The 15,327-nt window shown below is 44.4% G+C and carries 16 protein-coding genes; 3 read left to right on the top strand and 13 right to left on the bottom strand.

The annotated features are described in order from the left end of the window. The first annotated feature begins 300 nt into the window (after nucleotides 1-300). Complete coding sequence (locus tag CAG69_RS05720; RefSeq protein ID WP_006742228.1) at nucleotides 301-1,143, top strand: helix-turn-helix transcriptional regulator; 843 nt, start codon at nucleotides 301-303, stop codon at nucleotides 1,141-1,143. Between the two features lie 34 nt (nucleotides 1,144-1,177). Here CAG69_RS05720 and CAG69_RS05715 read toward each other — a convergent pair whose 3' ends face one another. Beyond that, complete coding sequence (locus CAG69_RS05715; protein ID WP_005499695.1) at nucleotides 1,178-1,954, bottom strand: PTS sugar transporter subunit IIA; 777 nt, start codon at nucleotides 1,952-1,954, stop codon at nucleotides 1,178-1,180. Nucleotides 1,955-1,962: 8 nt separating this feature from the next. Next, nucleotides 1,963-2,265, bottom strand: a complete 303-nt coding sequence (locus tag CAG69_RS05710; RefSeq protein WP_005463048.1) for a PTS fructose transporter subunit IIB — start codon at nucleotides 2,263-2,265, stop codon at nucleotides 1,963-1,965. A 267-nt stretch (nucleotides 2,266-2,532) separates the two neighbouring features. On the opposite strand from CAG69_RS05710, the gene CAG69_RS05705 reads away from it, so the two are divergent. Continuing rightward, complete coding sequence (locus CAG69_RS05705) at nucleotides 2,533-4,404, top strand: fructose-specific PTS transporter subunit EIIC (protein ID WP_161443116.1); 1,872 nt, start codon at nucleotides 2,533-2,535, stop codon at nucleotides 4,402-4,404. Nucleotides 4,405-4,584: 180 nt separating this feature from the next. Continuing rightward, entirely contained in the window at nucleotides 4,585-5,463 is an 879-nt protein-coding gene (locus CAG69_RS05700) for an NAD(P)-dependent oxidoreductase (RefSeq protein WP_161443114.1), read from the top strand. A gap of 166 nt (nucleotides 5,464-5,629) precedes the next feature. Here the strand turns inward: CAG69_RS05700 and CAG69_RS05695 are convergent, their stop codons facing one another. The 11 genes from CAG69_RS05695 to CAG69_RS05645 all read right to left on the bottom strand — a co-directional run. After that, nucleotides 5,630-7,069, bottom strand: a complete 1,440-nt coding sequence (locus tag CAG69_RS05695) for a catalase (protein WP_161443112.1) — start codon at nucleotides 7,067-7,069, stop codon at nucleotides 5,630-5,632. 289 nt (nucleotides 7,070-7,358) lie between these two features. Further along, the gene (locus CAG69_RS05690; protein ID WP_161443110.1) at nucleotides 7,359-7,976 is read right to left on the bottom strand and encodes a glutathione S-transferase family protein; all 618 of its coding nucleotides are present in this window, start codon (nucleotides 7,974-7,976) and stop codon (nucleotides 7,359-7,361) included. Between the two features lie 15 nt (nucleotides 7,977-7,991). Next, nucleotides 7,992-9,026: an NADP-dependent oxidoreductase gene (locus CAG69_RS05685; RefSeq protein WP_161443108.1), complete on the bottom strand. Its 1,035-nt coding sequence runs from the start codon at nucleotides 9,024-9,026 to the stop codon at nucleotides 7,992-7,994. Nucleotides 9,027-9,175: 149 nt separating this feature from the next. Further along, on the bottom strand, nucleotides 9,176-9,775 hold the full coding sequence (locus tag CAG69_RS05680; protein ID WP_005392474.1) for a TetR/AcrR family transcriptional regulator: 600 nt from the start codon (nucleotides 9,773-9,775) through the stop codon (nucleotides 9,176-9,178). A 50-nt stretch (nucleotides 9,776-9,825) separates the two neighbouring features. Beyond that, nucleotides 9,826-10,146, bottom strand: coding sequence for a N(4)-acetylcytidine aminohydrolase (gene yqfB / locus CAG69_RS05675; protein WP_161443105.1), 321 nt, complete (start codon nucleotides 10,144-10,146; stop codon nucleotides 9,826-9,828). A gap of 64 nt (nucleotides 10,147-10,210) precedes the next feature. Then, nucleotides 10,211-10,609 carry a VanZ family protein gene (locus CAG69_RS05670; RefSeq protein WP_005392476.1) on the bottom strand — a complete coding sequence of 133 codons (399 nt, stop codon included), beginning with the start codon at nucleotides 10,607-10,609 and terminating at the stop codon, nucleotides 10,211-10,213. 2 nt (nucleotides 10,610-10,611) lie between these two features. Continuing rightward, nucleotides 10,612-11,919 (bottom strand): oligosaccharide flippase family protein, encoded by a 1,308-nt coding sequence (locus tag CAG69_RS05665; protein ID WP_161443103.1) that lies wholly within the window; start codon nucleotides 11,917-11,919, stop codon nucleotides 10,612-10,614. Between the two features lie 8 nt (nucleotides 11,920-11,927). After that, entirely contained in the window at nucleotides 11,928-12,959 is a 1,032-nt protein-coding gene (locus CAG69_RS05660; protein ID WP_161443101.1) for a glycosyltransferase family 4 protein, read from the bottom strand. Beyond that, complete coding sequence (locus CAG69_RS05655; RefSeq protein ID WP_161443099.1) at nucleotides 12,956-13,789, bottom strand: putative capsular polysaccharide synthesis family protein; 834 nt, start codon at nucleotides 13,787-13,789, stop codon at nucleotides 12,956-12,958. Before CAG69_RS05655 ends, CAG69_RS05660 begins: the two co-directional genes overlap by 4 nt. Nucleotides 13,790-13,804: 15 nt before the next feature. Then, nucleotides 13,805-15,028 carry an O-antigen ligase family protein gene (locus CAG69_RS05650; RefSeq protein ID WP_161443118.1) on the bottom strand — a complete coding sequence of 408 codons (1,224 nt, stop codon included), beginning with the start codon at nucleotides 15,026-15,028 and terminating at the stop codon, nucleotides 13,805-13,807. Then, a partial coding sequence (locus CAG69_RS05645; protein ID WP_161443097.1) for a glycosyltransferase occupies nucleotides 15,006-15,327 on the bottom strand: 322 nt, incomplete at its 5' end. The genes CAG69_RS05650 and CAG69_RS05645, both read right to left, overlap by 23 nt.

Raw genomic sequence — 15,327 nt, 5'->3', positions numbered from 1 at the left:
TTACTGGAGGATTGTAACCGACTAACTATAGTGTGATTTAGATCGTTCACTGGACAAATCTAGCTGCATATCTGTGACATGATGGATAAGAAACTAAACGATAATAAAATGTGGCTTTGCTCCCATTTAAAAAGGGATTGAGTGTTATTGATAGAGTTTTTGTTACTGGAAAATTGATGCGTTAACTGGATTTTTGTAACATTAAAATGGAAGTGTGATTTTGCTCAATAGCACAAAAGCCCAGTCCGGTGTATATCTATAGTAAATAGCATCATTGATGCATATATAGAGTGTGAGACAATGATTTTTCATGATTTAATTTCAGCGGTATTAAATGAAAGAGAGCCATTTCATAATATTTGGTTTGCAGGAGATTTTCATACGCCGCCTGAATTTAGCTATCAAGTTAATTTCCCTCGCCTAGAGTTAGTTCTGGATGGGGAATATATTAATGAAATGGAAAGTCATGATCGAAAAGTAACGCACATCGTTGCTAAAAAAGGCGACGCGATATTTATTCCACCTAACTGTTGGAATAAACCAGACTGGGATACCGATTGCTCAGTGTTAAGTATTTTGTTTGGGCGTCGACAACTTGGGTTAAGTTTGGTGAGCAAACGCAAAGGTGAGGCAAACTTTTACGATATTCAAAAGCATAGCATCCAAACACGCTCAGGATTTGCGATAGATAACATCTTAGAAGCGTTGAGCTCACTAGCTCGTGAGAATACTAAAAAACCAATGGATGAGCTTTTACTGCAAGCATTACTGCAATACGCGAAGACGATGTTGGATGCACCAGTCGAGCAGCAGTCACATAGCCGTGTGCAAGATCTCTATCAAGGGATTTGTATCTACATTCAAGAGAACTTCCATCGCCCAATCACACGTGACAGCATTGCGTCGAGATTCAGTATTTCCTCGAACCATTTGTCGCGCTTGTTCCGTCAGCAGGGGCACATGACCTTGGCAGACTACATTACTTGGGTACGAGTGGATCGTGCGAAGTTTATGCTCAAGAAATACAACTTCAAACTCAATGACGTGTCAGTGCGCTGTGGATTTAAAGACGTGAACTATTTCTGCCGAGTATTTAAGAACCGTACAGGCAGAACGCCGACGGAATATCGTGGTTCGATTTAAACCTTCAGTCAGAGTGCGTAAATCATAGAGAAGTTTAGGCGAGCAGCCTCGACATGGCGTACATCAGCAGCGCTTGTAAGTCGACGCTGCTTTTTGTTAGTAGTAGGCGTTCCGCCATTTGATCGGTAAGCAGATTTCGTGTGAGGTTAGTGGCCGCAATGATCTGTTCTCTGGTCGGCTTTTCTGGCATCACCAGTGCTATAGCCAGATGAACATCACCCATCTTTGAAGCCCAATCCATCGACTTGTCATTTGCAATAACGGCAATGGAAATATGGTCAACACCTGAAAACATCACATGCGGTAGAGCGATCCCCGGAGTCACGCAAGTTGATGAACGTTCTTCACGTTTAATAAAAGCAAGGATCAGTTCGTCAGGATGAATGGGGTGGATCAGCTGAGCTAATCCTTTAAGGCATTCAAACTTGGTGAGCTCGGTATGCGCTTTGGCGTAGTGCCATTTGATTTCACAAGGTGGGCAAATTTGCGGTAAACGCTCGGCCAGTTGGCTAGAAAACTCATAGTTGATATGAGATCCCACCACCGTAAAGTGTTCAGCAATCATGTCTTTGATGACGAAGCAGGCCAGCTCTGCGTCAATGCCAATCGCTGTGATTTGACACAAATCACCTTGTTGTAGACCTGCTTGCAAAATCGCCACGGACTTGGTGAGTTCCGCAACACGATTTTGCGTTACATTAATGATATGTAAGGTACTTTTGAACTTCTTTGCCACTCGATTGAGTGGCTGAGCAAGGTGCGCACTGGCATTTGCATTATCGACGAAAAAGGTGATTTGGTATTCGTTCATCTGCAAATTTAGTCGCGGCAGTGGACGAGGAATACTTTGTCGACGTTCAGCAAAACCTCTTCAATGGGGATTTGAATTTTGCGCGTCCCTTCGAATCGGCCAGGTTGTTCTATCTCAATATCCGACACGATCAAAACCCGATCCGCTTGAGCAATATCGTGAGGAGTGAGCTGATTCTCTATCCCCATCGCACCTTGCGTTTCTACTTTAATTTGCACGTTATGTTTTGGCGCAGCTTTCATTAGTGCATCTGCCGCCATATAAGTATGAGCGATGCCTGTAGGGCATGCTGTCACCGCTACGATTTTCATGTTCTATCCATTTTATTTTTTGTGGATATTAGCACAGCCACCGCAGATTGAATTGATTTGAGCTGGATTAACGCAAGAGCTCTATCACAGTTTGAATCTCATGTTACATTAATCCAGTTAATGCACTTTTAGTCCTATATATCAAAAGGTAGGCACTGGTTAATCTATGCCCAAATAAAATGAGTAGGAACGCATACGAGCCAGGGGATCCTGTATCTCAAACTCACTTGGGTATATATTCGAGCGTGAATATTGGAAGGTAAAACAATGGACATCACAAACCTAATTGAGCTGGAAACGATATGTTTAGATCTAAAAGCTCAAACCAAAGATGAAGCGCTCAAAGAGCTGGTCGAGATGCTAGAGGCCGCCGGCAAGCTCAATAGTCAAAGCCAGTTCTTGGCAGATATCTGGAAACGAGAAGAGATCGGTAACACAGGATTTGATGATGGTATTGCTATCCCTCATGCCAAAAGTGATGCTGTAGCAAAACCGGCTGTCGCGGTCGGGATCAGCCGTAATGGGATTGATTATGGCGCCGAAGATGGCGAGCTGTCCGATGTGTTTTTCATGCTGGCGTCTCCAGATGGTGATGATCATCATCACATTGAAGTATTGGCACAAATTTCCACCAAAATTATCGAAGACGGCTTTGTTGAAAAGCTCAAACAGGCTCAATCGCGAGAAGAAGCGCTTGAGATGCTGACTGATATTCAAACCCAATCCAATGAATTTCTCCCAACTTCTTTAGAATTTGCATCAGAACCCCTGAGCCCTTGGGCGCAAAAACTTGGCCGCATTAAAGAGCACTTGCTGTTTGGCACATCCCACATGATCCCGTTTATCGTTGCGGGAGGTGTGTTGTTGTCGTTGTCGGTGATGATCTCTGGTCACGGTGGTGTACCACAAGAGGGCATTTTGGCCGATATTGCCCAAATGGGGATTGCTGGCCTGACATTGTTTACTGCCGTGCTTGGTGGTTACATTGCTTATTCCATTACCGACAAGCCGGGCCTTGCGCCGGGTATGATAGGGTCTTGGATTGCGGTCAGTCATTACAATACGGGTTTTTTAGGTGCAATTGTGGTCGGCTTTTTTGCTGGCTTTGTCGTTTGGCTATTAAAGAAAATTCAGCTACCAGACAGCATGAGTTCGCTTGGCTCGATTTTTATTTATCCGCTAGTGGGGACGTTTGTTACTTGTGGCGCGGTGATGTGGGTGATAGGTGCTCCGATTGCCAGCGCAATGACCACCATGAACGAAGTGCTGACAGGCATGGCGGGCTCAGGCAAAGTAATGCTCGGAACTGTGCTTGGGGCAATGACCGCGTTTGATATGGGCGGCCCAATTAACAAAGTGGCGACGTTGTTTGCTCAAACCCAAGTGAACACGCAACCATGGTTGATGGGCGGGGTCGGTATTGCGATTTGTACGCCGCCATTGGGTATGGCACTAGCCACGTTTTTGGCGCCGAGTAAATTCAAGCGAGATGAACGCGAAGCGGGGAAAGCCGCAGGTATTATGGGGATGATCGGTATTAGCGAAGGTGCGATTCCTTTTGCCGCTGGTGACCCTGCACGAGTGTTACCCGCTATTGTTGCGGGTGGCATCGTCGGTAACGTGATCGGCTTTATGTTCCACGTAATGAACCATGCACCGTGGGGCGGTTGGATTGTTCTCCCTGTTGTGGATGGAAAAATTGGTTACATCATCGGCACGATTGCGGGCTCAGCTACCACCGCGTTGATCGTGATTGCACTAAAGAAAACCGTCACCGAAGATGAAAGCTACACTGGTCATTCTCAAGTATATGGTTCCGTTCAAGGCGAAGGTGAGGCGGATGTTTTGGCGGTCACATCTTGTCCATCAGGTGTGGCGCATACGTTCTTAGCGGCTAAGTCATTGGAAAAAGCAGCGTGTGCACTCGGCATTAAGATTAAAGTCGAAACCCAAGGCGCGAATGGCGTCATCAATCGAATTACCGAGAAAGACATCGAGAAAGCCAAGTTTGTGATTTTTGCTCACGATGTGGCGATTAAAGAACCGGAACGTTTTCGAAAAATCCAAGTCTTGGATGTCAGTACCAAGGATGCCATGTTGAACGCCACGGCTTTGTTGCAAGCTCGTAGAGTGTCTTAACATTTAACTTCTGAGAAATGTCTCCTCGATGACCCTGATGAATGCTTTTGGTATTTACTCCAACATCGCGGTTCGCTTTTATTTGTGCCGCGAGTGAAGGATAAATTACGAGTAATGTTTTCAATTCTTTAGTAGCATGTTACAAAACATTTCAGTCAGGTGAACTAAGGGAAGCGTGCAATGGAAAAACAACGAGTAGCATTTATTGGTTTGGGTGTTATGGGTTACCCAATGGCGGGCTATTTGAGCAAAGCGGGATATGAAACCAAAGTATACAACCGCACCAAAGCCAAAGCTGATAAATGGGCTGCAGAATACAACGGCATTGCGTGTGAGACACCGCGAGAAGCGGCAGAAGGTTGCGATATCGTATTTACTTGTGTCGGTAATGACGATGACGTGCGCAGCGTTGTATACGGTGAAGAAGGCATTCTAGTCGGTCTAAAAGCAGGCGCGGTACTGGTTGATCACACCACGACTTCCGCTGATTTAGCCGTTGAATTGGCCGATGCTTGTACCAAATATGGCAATCACTTCATTGATGCTCCGGTATCTGGTGGTCAAGCAGGCGCAGAAAATGGCGTACTAACCATCATGTGTGGTGGCGAGCAGAACATTTTTGATCGTGTGTCTCCAGCGATGGACGTATATGCAAAGCAAATGACGCTTCTGGGTGAAAATGGCCAAGGTCAACGTTGTAAAATGGTAAACCAAATCTGTATTGGTGGTGTGCTTCAAGGCTTGAGCGAAGCGTTGTTACTCGCGCAGAAATCCGGTTTGGGTATTGAACAAGTAGTTGAAACACTCAAGCACGGTGCTGCAGGGTCATGGCAAATGGAAAACCGCGCCAAGACGATGGCGCAAGATAAGTTTGATTTTGGCTTCGCGATTGATTGGATGCGCAAAGACTTAGGCTTCTGTCTGCAAGAAGCTGAGCGAGTGGGTCTAGAGCTCCCACTGACTAAGAAAGTGGATGAGCAATACGCTGACCTTCAACGCGATGGTTTAGGTCGCATGGATACATCTGTTCTGATTAAAGCCGTCGCTAAGAATCAGTAGTAGATAAACAGTTCTTTGGTATCAAAGAGCTTGAAGAAATTTAAGTTGATCATGATCGTTCCCCTTGAACATTCGTGTGTGACTAACGAACTTGAATGAGGAGGTGCTTCGGGGCACCTCCTTTTTTATGTCTTCTTATCACAGCATTTGCTGGTGCAGTGTCCGTTTACTTGTTTAAGCCTAGCGCAATCTCAAGGCCTTTGCCGTAAGCTTCGTCCGCTTGGTAGGCGTGGTTAACGTGACGTTCTTTGATGAAGTCTGGCACACCATCCATTGCACGAGCGGTGTTGTCGAATAGAGTTTGACGCTGTTCTTCGCTCATAAGACGGAATAGGTCACCCGCTTGGCTGAAGTAGTCTTCGTCTACACGGTGATCGTAATGATCAGCATTGCCGTTGATGCGTAGAGGTGGCTCAGAGTAATCTGGTTGCTCTGTCCATTCTTGTTTGTAGTTTGGCTCGTAACCTAGTGTTGAACCAAAGTTGCCATCAACGCGCATTGCGCCATCGCGGTGGTAGCTGTGTACCGGACAACGAGGCGCGTTAACTGGAATTTGGTGATGGTTTACACCTAGGCGGTAACGCTGCGCGTCTCCGTATGCAAACAGACGGCCTTGCAGCATTTTGTCTGGCGAAAAGCCAATTCCAGGAACGATAGCTGCCGGGTTAAACGCGGATTGCTCAACTTCCGCATAGAAATTTTCTGGGTTACGGTTCAGTTCAAACTCGCCTACTGGGATCAATGGATAATCTTTTTGTGACCATACTTTTGTTAGATCGAACGGGTTAAAGTTCACTTCATCCGCTTCTAGCTCAGGCATGATCTGTACGTACATCTTCCATTTAGGGAAGTCTTGACGCTCAATCGCTTCGTAAAGGTCACGGTGATGGCTTTCGCGGTCTTTACCTACGATCGCTTCTGCTTCTTGGTCAGTCAGGTTTTTGATGCCTTGCTGAGTTTTAAAGTGGAATTTCACCCAGTAGCGTTCATTTTCAGCGTTGATAAAGCTGAATGTATGGCTACCGAAGCCGTGCATGTGACGGTAGGACGCAGGAATACCGCGATCACTCATGACGATGGTTACTTGATGGAACGCTTCTGGCAGCGATGTCCAAAAATCCCAGTTGTTTGTCGAGCTGCGCATGTTGGTGCGTGGATCGCGTTTCACCGCGTGGTTGAGGTCAGGGAACTTCAACGGGTCACGTAAGAAAAATACGGGCGTGTTGTTGCCGACTAAATCCCAGTTGCCTTCTTCGGTGTAAAACTTTAGCGCAAAATCACGGATGTCTCGTTCTGCATCCGCTGCGCCGCGCTCACCCGCAACGGTCGTAAAGCGAGCAAATAGCTCGGTCTTTTTACCAACCTCAGAGAAAATTTTTGCACGAGTGTATTTTGTAATGTCGTGAGTCACGGTGAATGTGCCGTACGCACCAGAACCTTTTGCGTGCATACGACGCTCAGGAATCACTTCACGATCAAAGTGTGCCAGTTTTTCAAGGAACCAAACGTCTTGCAGTAGTTGGGGACCACGAGGACCTGCAGTCATCACATTTTGATTATGGGCGACAGGACAGCCTGCGGCGGTGGTTAATTTCTTATTTGTCATTTCTCTTCCCCTCCAGGGATCAATACCTTAGCAACTGAAGAGAAGATTATTACGGAAAAGCTGGAAGCAAAAACTGATACTGCTTATCAATTCAATAGGTGGGAACGATGATGAAAAGTAACTTAGAATCAAATTCTTAGCTGATTTTTGTGATTGGTTTATTAACGTATTGGCGAAAAGGGTAAAAAGAGCACGTTGGCATTTGCATGAATTGCGCTTTGTTGACAAGGTCAATGTCGGAAATCGCCCCTTTGATATCGCTTTATTGATCATCAAAGGGGCGGAGTGATTAGGAGTACTTCACTTCAATTTGCTCAGCTTTTTCAAACGCTGGATGCGTTGCAAGTTGTTTTCCATAACGTTCAATATTCGGGAAGTGACCAGCCAAACCGAACTTATGCACGAGCTCGACAATAAATGACATCATGATGTCTGCGCCAGTTAAACGTTCTTCTACTAGGTAAGTTTTGCCTTCTAGCGATTGCTCGAAGTAACCCAGAACGTTCATCGCTTCTTTGTCAGCATAGCCTGATAGAAATTGAGTTTCGTTTGGCTCTTTGCTAATAAAGATTTTTAACAACATTGGTAAGATTGCTGAACTTTCAGCAAAATGCATCCATTGTAGGTACTCAGTGTGCGCCTTCGTTCCACGCTCAGGAGCCAACGCACCATCACTGTACTTCTCAATCAAATATTCGGTCATCGCGCCAGATTCAATGATGAACTCGCCATCATCTTCAAGCAGGGGCGATTTACCGAGCGGATGAACGCTCTTTAGCTCAGGCGGTGCCATGAAGGTCATTTTGTCACGAACATAAGGCACGATTTCGTAATCCACATTTAGCTCTTCAAGTAACCAAATGATGCGCTTTGAGCGAGACTGATTGAGATGGTGAAGTTTAATCATTTATTTAGCCCTTCCTTATAATGGGTCGTTAATCTGTACTACAAGTTTGCCGAAGTTCTTACCTTCCAACAGACCGATAAATGCTTCTGGTGCATTCTCCAGTCCTTGTACTAGATGTTCACGGTATTGGATCTTTCCTTCTGCCAACCATTGATTAATATCTTGCGCAAATTCACCGTAACGATGTCCGTAGTCATCAAAAATGATGAAGCCTTGCACCTTGATTCGTTTAGTCAGCAGCTTACCCATTAACAATGGAAGATGGTCGGTACCTTCAGGCAGTTCTGTTGCGTTGTATTGAGAAATCAAACCACAAAGTGGGATACGTGCGCTGGTATTCAGAAGTGGCATTACAGCTTCGAATACTTTGCCACCTACGTTTTCGAAGTAAACATCGATACCTTGGTCACAGGCGTTTTTCAACTGTTCTGCAAAGTCGTCAGCTTTGTGATCGATACATTCATCGAAGCCAAGGACTTCTTTGGCGTAATGGCACTTTTCTTCTCCACCTGCAATACCAACAACTCGGCAACCTTTGATTTTGCCAATTTGACCAACAGTCGCTCCCACAGGGCCCGTCGCGGCTGCTACCACAATGGTTTCACCTGGTTTTGGCTGACCGATATCGAGCAAGCCCATATACGCGGTAAAACCTGGCATGCCAGCAACACCTAGAGCGTATGATGGGTTTTGTGGTTCTTTGCCTAGTTTAATCACCATCTCACCAGTTGAGAGCGCGTAGTCTTGCCAGCCAACAGTGTATGCAAGAACCCATTCACCCGCTTCATAATCTGGGTGGTTCGATGCTTCTACCTGACAAACTGTGCCAGCGATCATTACGTCATCAATCGCAACAGGATCGGCGTATGACTCGGCATCGCTCATGCGACCGCGCATGTATGGGTCGAGAGATAAGTAAACGGTTCTCAGTAGCATCTCACCATCTTGAGGAGTCGGTTTCGCCACTTCTTCTAGACGAAAGTTTTCTTTTGTTGGTGCACCGTTGGGACGTGACGCGAGTACGATTCTGCGATTTGTTGCGTTAGTCATATTTATCTCACTTATTGATTAGACCGGTCGTCTAGTTTTAATTTCAAAATATCCCGCTCATAGAGCGGGAAGGTGTATTGTGCTATCACAGGAGTTATTACCAACTGTGAAACACATGTAGGGTGTTCATCTTACTTTTACGCTACCTACTATGGGCAAGTTCGCGTGTTTTGCAGTAGATGTTGAGTATAGGTCAGACTTTGCGTTAATGCTGCCTGATCTTGATACAGTTTGTTCAGCAAGCTTGCGCCGTTCCAAAGGTAGTATATCTGCCTTGCCAATAAAGCACTGTCACCATTTGGGATAGAGCCATCTTGAATGCCTACGTCAATGCAATACGCCATTGATTGAATGGTTTTGTCTGCACCTTGGCGTAACGCTAGGCGCATGGGCTCTGAGAGATCGGAGACTTCCGCACTTAACTTGACCAACAAACATTTGTTCGCATTACATACGTCGTCTTCTACTTTGACCATTTCTTCAAAGTAGCTCATTAGGCGTTGGTAGCCATTCAGATCGGTATTGGTAAAGCGTGCGTTTAAACGCTCAAAATACTTAGTAAAGTAGTCTTGAATCATCGCTTCACCAAATTGTTCTTTGGATTTGAAGTAATGATAAAACGAGCCTTTCGGCACCGCGGCCTTTTTTAAAAGCTCTGAAAGGCCAACACTCGTAAACCCTCGGTTTACGATTAACTCGTATCCGACGTCGAGAATATGTTGGCGTGTGTCATTCGTCTTTGCGTTCATGGAGTGTACTATAGAATGAATTAGACCAGTCGTCTAGTATTTGTTGTGGGTTATTTAATCAGCTCATACTCAACAACAAATAGCGTGTCGGTATTTGGGTAGATCTCTCGAATTAACTGCTTGAGTTTTGGCAGTTCGATGGCTTCTTGTTCAGCATGAAACTCATTGATATCTTCAAAGTTAAGTGGCTCTACAGAACGTATCTTGATATCGCAGACTTTACGATCCGTTTCTAAGGTAAAAACTTCGACTTCTGTATTTGGAACGTAGTGGCTTTCTGATTCATCTCGAATCGTAATCGTTTTTTTGCCTGATGTGATCAACGGGGTTAAGAATTCAAAAAAGGTAATCTTGGTTGGGTGGGATGACATGATGTACTCGTTAGTCTGATTGTTTGGCGTAATTATATACCCAAATAACCTTGAGGTGCTTATTTCAAGAGAACGAGCGAGTGCGCAGGACGCGGATCAACTTGGCACTAAAGTAACCCGAGATAATGCCTATCCAGTTGGTACTGAGATCATCAAAACTAAATGAGCGACTTGGAATAAAAAGTTGGCTTATTTCTTCCATTGAAACGATAGCCAACAGCAGTAGCAAAAGGCGGATGCCAAAGACGTCGGCTTTACTTGAACTTACTAAAGAGGGAAAGGTGAAGACCGATAAAAAGCCGATCAATAAACTGAAAGTAAAGTGAAGCGTACTCGATCCACCTAAGTAGGTTTCCATTTGCAGGTAAGTGGCATGGTGTAAGTCAGAGCTTTTCCACAAAGAGAGTGAAGCCGTAAGCGTCAGAACGAAAACAAAACTTATCCGTGTCAGTATTGAAACCATAATTAACCTATTGGAAAGAAGCCTAAGTAACGTTTTACAAAGTACAACGCTGCTAGATTCTGAATTGCCATGCCAATTGCCATCGCCCATGCTGCACCAATAACACCGAACGTTTGGCAAAGCGCAATGAGCAAGCAGATAGAGATTGTGCCGGAGGAAATTGTAATGTATTTCATGGTTCTTTCGTGACCGCTCATGAGTAATAAAAAACCTACAGAGCCAGTCGCAACATTGACTAACTGCCCTAAAGACAGGACGACTAACAGTGGCGCAGCAGCAAGAAACTCTTCACCAAAAAAACGCATCACAAACTCTGGGAATAGAGTGCAAATAATCACGGGCACAATGGCCAAACCAACGTTGGCTCGGCAAGCTAAACGGCTCAGGCTTTGCAGTTTGATCATTTGGCGTTCTTTGTAGAGAGAGGCAAACATAGGGGCGACCACAAAGTTAATGGTAATCAGCACAAAGCCAATCAGTAGTGATGTACGTTGAGCTGCAGCTAATAGACCGAGTTCCGCTGTTGAGATAAAAAAGCCCGCAATGACAAGGCTTCCCCATTGAAGGACGTTCGTGAAGATACTGCCAATCCAGACTTGCTTGGCAGAAGCGACCATTTTTTTGTTTGGTACGAAAGCCGATGTCTGATACTGACCTGAACCTAGCCAATTAACACTGGATATTACCGCGACGCTCATACTCGCCAGAAGCAGTGCGGTCATCAGATTGTTGATATTTTGCTGACCGATATAGTCCAAGCCAAAGACAAAAAAGACCATCAACATACTCACGCCAAGCTGTAAAGCGAACAGTGATGACACGACCTTTCTACACGCTTGAAGCACACGACTGTTGGTCTGTGCAAGCACCAAAAACGGTATGCAGAACAAGCCTAAAGTAATCGCATGCATTGGCGATTGGGTCTGGTTTAGCTGTTCAGGAAACAGATTAAATCCTGCTAACAAAACGGCAATGGCTAGCAAGCAAAACGCCATACTTCGATAAAGTGCCGTTTTATAGTTGTGGCTTTGTTGAAGTGTCTCTTTGTTGTTAAAGGCGATCGCATTGTAGCGAACTAATGAGACATCAAAACCTAGCTGAGAAACGATCGCGAGTAGTGAGACTAGGTTGAATAAAAAGAAAAATTGACCGGAAGTCGAAGCGTCACTGGCCTTCGATACAATCAGTGTCAGTAAAAAAGCAAATAGCGCACTCAACACACGCGTGATTGCGGTTTTCAATCCAGTAGATAGCAAGCTTTTTTTACCGCTGGGCATCAACAGTAATTTTTGTTGAATAGTGTGAAACATAGAGGTATTTAACCGTAAATATTATTAAGTGCGAGGCGCTGTTTTTCTTCACTGAAGGCGTCGTTTAACGCTGTTGTATATTGGCAAAAATCAATTTCATCATAATGATTGACACAGTGCGCGATCTGCTTGGCCATTTCTTCAGGTGTTAGCGCTAAAAATGGGTAGTTGAGATCTTTGGTCGCGCCGATAGTTCGAATCACCATAGGAAGATGTAATTTGGCTGCTTCTAGAATAGTTAACGGCATCCCTTCCCATGCTGCAGTATGTAAGTAAAGGTCTGAACCCTTCAGCTTTTTAACCACTTCATCACGAGGCAACATGCCAGTCACATCCACATTTTCTGTACGCAATTTTTGTTCGAGTGTGTTGTCACCGCCACCTATCCAAGTGATATCTAATGGGCGGTTAAGCGCATATCGATTAAGGTGTTGCAATGTGTCGATGAGAAATTGCGGATCCTTTTGGGGGGCGACACGACCAAGCACAACAAGTCGCAGCGCTTCTTGTCTGTTTCGCAATAAACGCTCTTCACTTTGATAAGACACGTAGTTGTTGAGCAGTTCAGCACGTTTCGCGCCAATACTAATCGCCAAGTCACATTCTCGTTGGCTACAGCCTGCAACCACATCAATTTTGCTTAGTTTTACTTTCTCTAGCGCTCTATAGAGCTGGCGTGCGAATTCGGAGATATCTTCACGTTCGAAAGCATAACAGTGCGGAGTGTAAATCAAGCGCGCCTTGCCAAGTTTTAGAAATCGCCCGAGAAATCCCGCTTTACTCGAGTGCAAATGCACAACGTCAGGCGCAAGTGATGCAATCATGTGGTTTGCATCGCGAACAAATTGAAGTAAGCCACCTTCCACCCATTTGGTCTGTGTGAAAATATGATGGTTGTTTTCATTGGTTAAGTCGTTTTCTCGAGCTCTGGCTAGCAAAAAATGTTGATAGGGCTCATCTCGAGAGGAGTGAGCATAACTATAGAGGGCTGTTTGAACGCCACCTCCGAAGGCTTCTGTAATATGGAGCACTTTTTTCATGATGATTTTGTTCCTGCTGTCTGCATCCATTTATGCTTGAAAGCATCACGTTCTTGTTCTGAATAAACGTGGCGATATAAGGGAAGATCGTACATATAGAACAGCTTTGAAAAGTCGTAGTGATGCTTAAAGTGCTGGTGGATATTGGAGTACCACTTGTTTTTCGCTTCATTGCTGTTTTTTAGCACGAAGTCTTGCAGCCCGAGAAACTCACCAATTTCTTTATCGAGAGAGCTGAGCTTTTCGCATTTGATTAGCATGACGTTGGCTTGCTCGTTCTTGAATGTGAAGAAAGGTTGAGTGTTGTCCAGTTCTTGACGCATCACATCGATATTGAAGTTACGTTTTAACTCGTTGTCGAACCAGTTCGCAAAATAGTTGAGATTGATATAGTTATCGAAACAATGTTCGAGGTGCTGATACGTGACTGCCATATCTCGGTGAATTGCATCATTCTTTTTGCCTGCGATAAATTGCAAATGGAGGTCTTGAAAGAAACGAGAAAAGACTGTTGCGATTGGATCGCGGACCAGTGTGACGATTTTGATCTGTTCGCGTTTTTGTAAGATACGTTTTCGTTGCTTGAGTACTAAGCGGTAGAGCGCACGGTTTTTGAAATCGAAAAATTTACTCACGTCTTTTTTATTGTGATACATGTGAAATTCTTCGTGATCATCAAAGGTGTGGATGTGATAGCTTGGGATATTTCTTTCTCCCAGCGTGTGCTCAATTGACGATGAGCCAACTTTGCCCATTTGGTAAACTAAAACAAAATTGTCAGCTTGGAGTTCTCGGTTCTTTTCAAATTGTCGAGAGATTGAATACTTCATCTATCCTATCCTTGATTATTCAAATTCGTGGTGATGGTTTACCGGAAAAGTATGAGCAATGGTGTTGACCGTTGACTCGCGGCTTATGCTTATCATGACGGGTAATAAGAGTATTAAAATGATGGTGGTATTTACCGCAACGAAGAACACCATTATGAGGGCGTATATTGCGAGTAAGAGGCTTTTCCTGTTGTCATTGAGACTACGGAAGCAAAAGCGAATAAAAAGAAAATAACCACCAAATAATAGGGCGATACCGAGCAACCCGTATTCAATTGCGGTATCTAACACAAAGTTGTGGGTGTAGATCGCCAGCTCATCATAGTTGAAGTAACTGATCATAAAGTTGGGCAGCATCTTCGCGCCGACACCTAAAGCAGGGTGCTGAAGTAAAATGTCTAACCCATTGGCAAGTAAGAGTTTTCTATGAAGATTCGATACCCAGCGGGCTTCACTTTGGTTGGCAAATAAGACGTCTTCTTGGGTTATTTCCAATGTGTCTGCTAACGTTTCAAACCCAACATAGAGTGTAGTTGCGACGGCAGTGAACACCATAAAGCTTAAGGCCAATAAAATGGTCCACGTATACGTTTCATTAAGCGATTTTCTCATCAGGTTTTTTACGAGCAGCTGGTCAAAGAAGAAAAGCAGACAAAAACCAAGTAGTGCTTTTCTTTCTTGCGACAACACCAGTAATACCAAAGCAACGAGCATTAAAAGGTGGAAAGCGCGAACTTTATCCCGATAAAGGTACAGTAGTGAGCAAAGTACACCGAATCCGTATTTACTCACTCCGAGTAACTTAAACCCGCTTTGATAGCCTTGAGCAAAGTGCCATAAGGCAACGAGCGTACAGATGAAAAACAGCAGATAAGTGAAATAAACCATTACCCATTCATCATCAAACACGCCATAGGCGTACATTAGGCTAAGCAAGCAGAGAATCGCCAGCCATTGCACGGTTTCTATAACTAGCGGCATTAAGGGGACGCGATTTAGCAGGCCATTTAAGAACACATATCCAGTGAACAATACGAGGAACCCCATACAGGGATGCATGAGTTTTTCAGCTTTTCCTTCCAATACCACTAACGCTGTAAAACCAATGGACAAAAGACTTGCGATGTCAGATGGGGCTAGTGCTATTCCTCCAGCACGAAACTTCATAGGAATAAAGAACAATGTTAGTAAGCACGCAGCTATTATCGGAGTGTGGTTATTTATCGGTACAGAGTTCATCATAAATTTTGTAATAGCTATTCCTAAAATTATTCAAAGTAAACTGGCTACAACGTTCGACAAAAAAACAGGAAGCAGCTTCATAGGAATTTTTATTACCCACTATGTGAAGTATTTTTTTAATTAAATCATCGACTTGACCTTGTTTAAATAAATAAGTTTTATCTCCGATTACTTCATTTAGTCCGGGGACATCCGAGCCTAGAACTGGTAACCCTTCAGCCATGGCCTCTACAGCCGCAAGACCAAAACCTTCTACTTTTGAAGATTGTACATAAAGATCTAGACTAGACAGGAAG

It is taken from the genome of Vibrio sp. V43_P6S15P86, assembly GCF_009904725.1.
GTDB classification, from domain to species: domain Bacteria; phylum Pseudomonadota; class Gammaproteobacteria; order Enterobacterales; family Vibrionaceae; genus Vibrio; species Vibrio diabolicus.
Note: the sequence above shows the minus strand (reverse complement) of the source record. Positions and strands in the feature narration are given on the sequence as shown.

What these genes read in the sequence shown, in the direction of transcription:
- CAG69_RS05705 (WP_161443116.1), top strand. Translation starts at nt 2,533, where the DNA reads ATGGACATCACAAACCTAATTGAGCTGGAAACGATATGTTTAGATCTA.
- CAG69_RS05700 (WP_161443114.1), top strand. Translation starts at nt 4,585, where the DNA reads ATGGAAAAACAACGAGTAGCATTTATTGGTTTGGGTGTTATGGGTTAC.
- CAG69_RS05655 (WP_161443099.1), bottom strand. Translation starts at nt 13,789, where the DNA reads ATGAAGTATTCAATCTCTCGACAATTTGAAAAGAACCGAGAACTCCAA.
- yqfB (WP_161443105.1), bottom strand. Translation starts at nt 10,146, where the DNA reads ATGTCATCCCACCCAACCAAGATTACCTTTTTTGAATTCTTAACCCCG.
- CAG69_RS05720 (WP_006742228.1), top strand. Translation starts at nt 301, where the DNA reads ATGATTTTTCATGATTTAATTTCAGCGGTATTAAATGAAAGAGAGCCA.
- CAG69_RS05710 (WP_005463048.1), bottom strand. Translation starts at nt 2,265, where the DNA reads ATGAAAATCGTAGCGGTGACAGCATGCCCTACAGGCATCGCTCATACT.
- CAG69_RS05715 (WP_005499695.1), bottom strand. Translation starts at nt 1,954, where the DNA reads ATGAACGAATACCAAATCACCTTTTTCGTCGATAATGCAAATGCCAGT.
- CAG69_RS05685 (WP_161443108.1), bottom strand. Translation starts at nt 9,026, where the DNA reads ATGACTAACGCAACAAATCGCAGAATCGTACTCGCGTCACGTCCCAAC.
- CAG69_RS05695 (WP_161443112.1), bottom strand. Translation starts at nt 7,069, where the DNA reads ATGACAAATAAGAAATTAACCACCGCCGCAGGCTGTCCTGTCGCCCAT.
- CAG69_RS05665 (WP_161443103.1), bottom strand. Translation starts at nt 11,919, where the DNA reads ATGTTTCACACTATTCAACAAAAATTACTGTTGATGCCCAGCGGTAAA.
- CAG69_RS05690 (WP_161443110.1), bottom strand. Translation starts at nt 7,976, where the DNA reads ATGATTAAACTTCACCATCTCAATCAGTCTCGCTCAAAGCGCATCATT.
- CAG69_RS05660 (WP_161443101.1), bottom strand. Translation starts at nt 12,959, where the DNA reads ATGAAAAAAGTGCTCCATATTACAGAAGCCTTCGGAGGTGGCGTTCAA.
- CAG69_RS05680 (WP_005392474.1), bottom strand. Translation starts at nt 9,775, where the DNA reads ATGAACGCAAAGACGAATGACACACGCCAACATATTCTCGACGTCGGA.
- CAG69_RS05670 (WP_005392476.1), bottom strand. Translation starts at nt 10,609, where the DNA reads ATGGTTTCAATACTGACACGGATAAGTTTTGTTTTCGTTCTGACGCTT.
- CAG69_RS05650 (WP_161443118.1), bottom strand. Translation starts at nt 15,028, where the DNA reads ATGAACTCTGTACCGATAAATAACCACACTCCGATAATAGCTGCGTGC.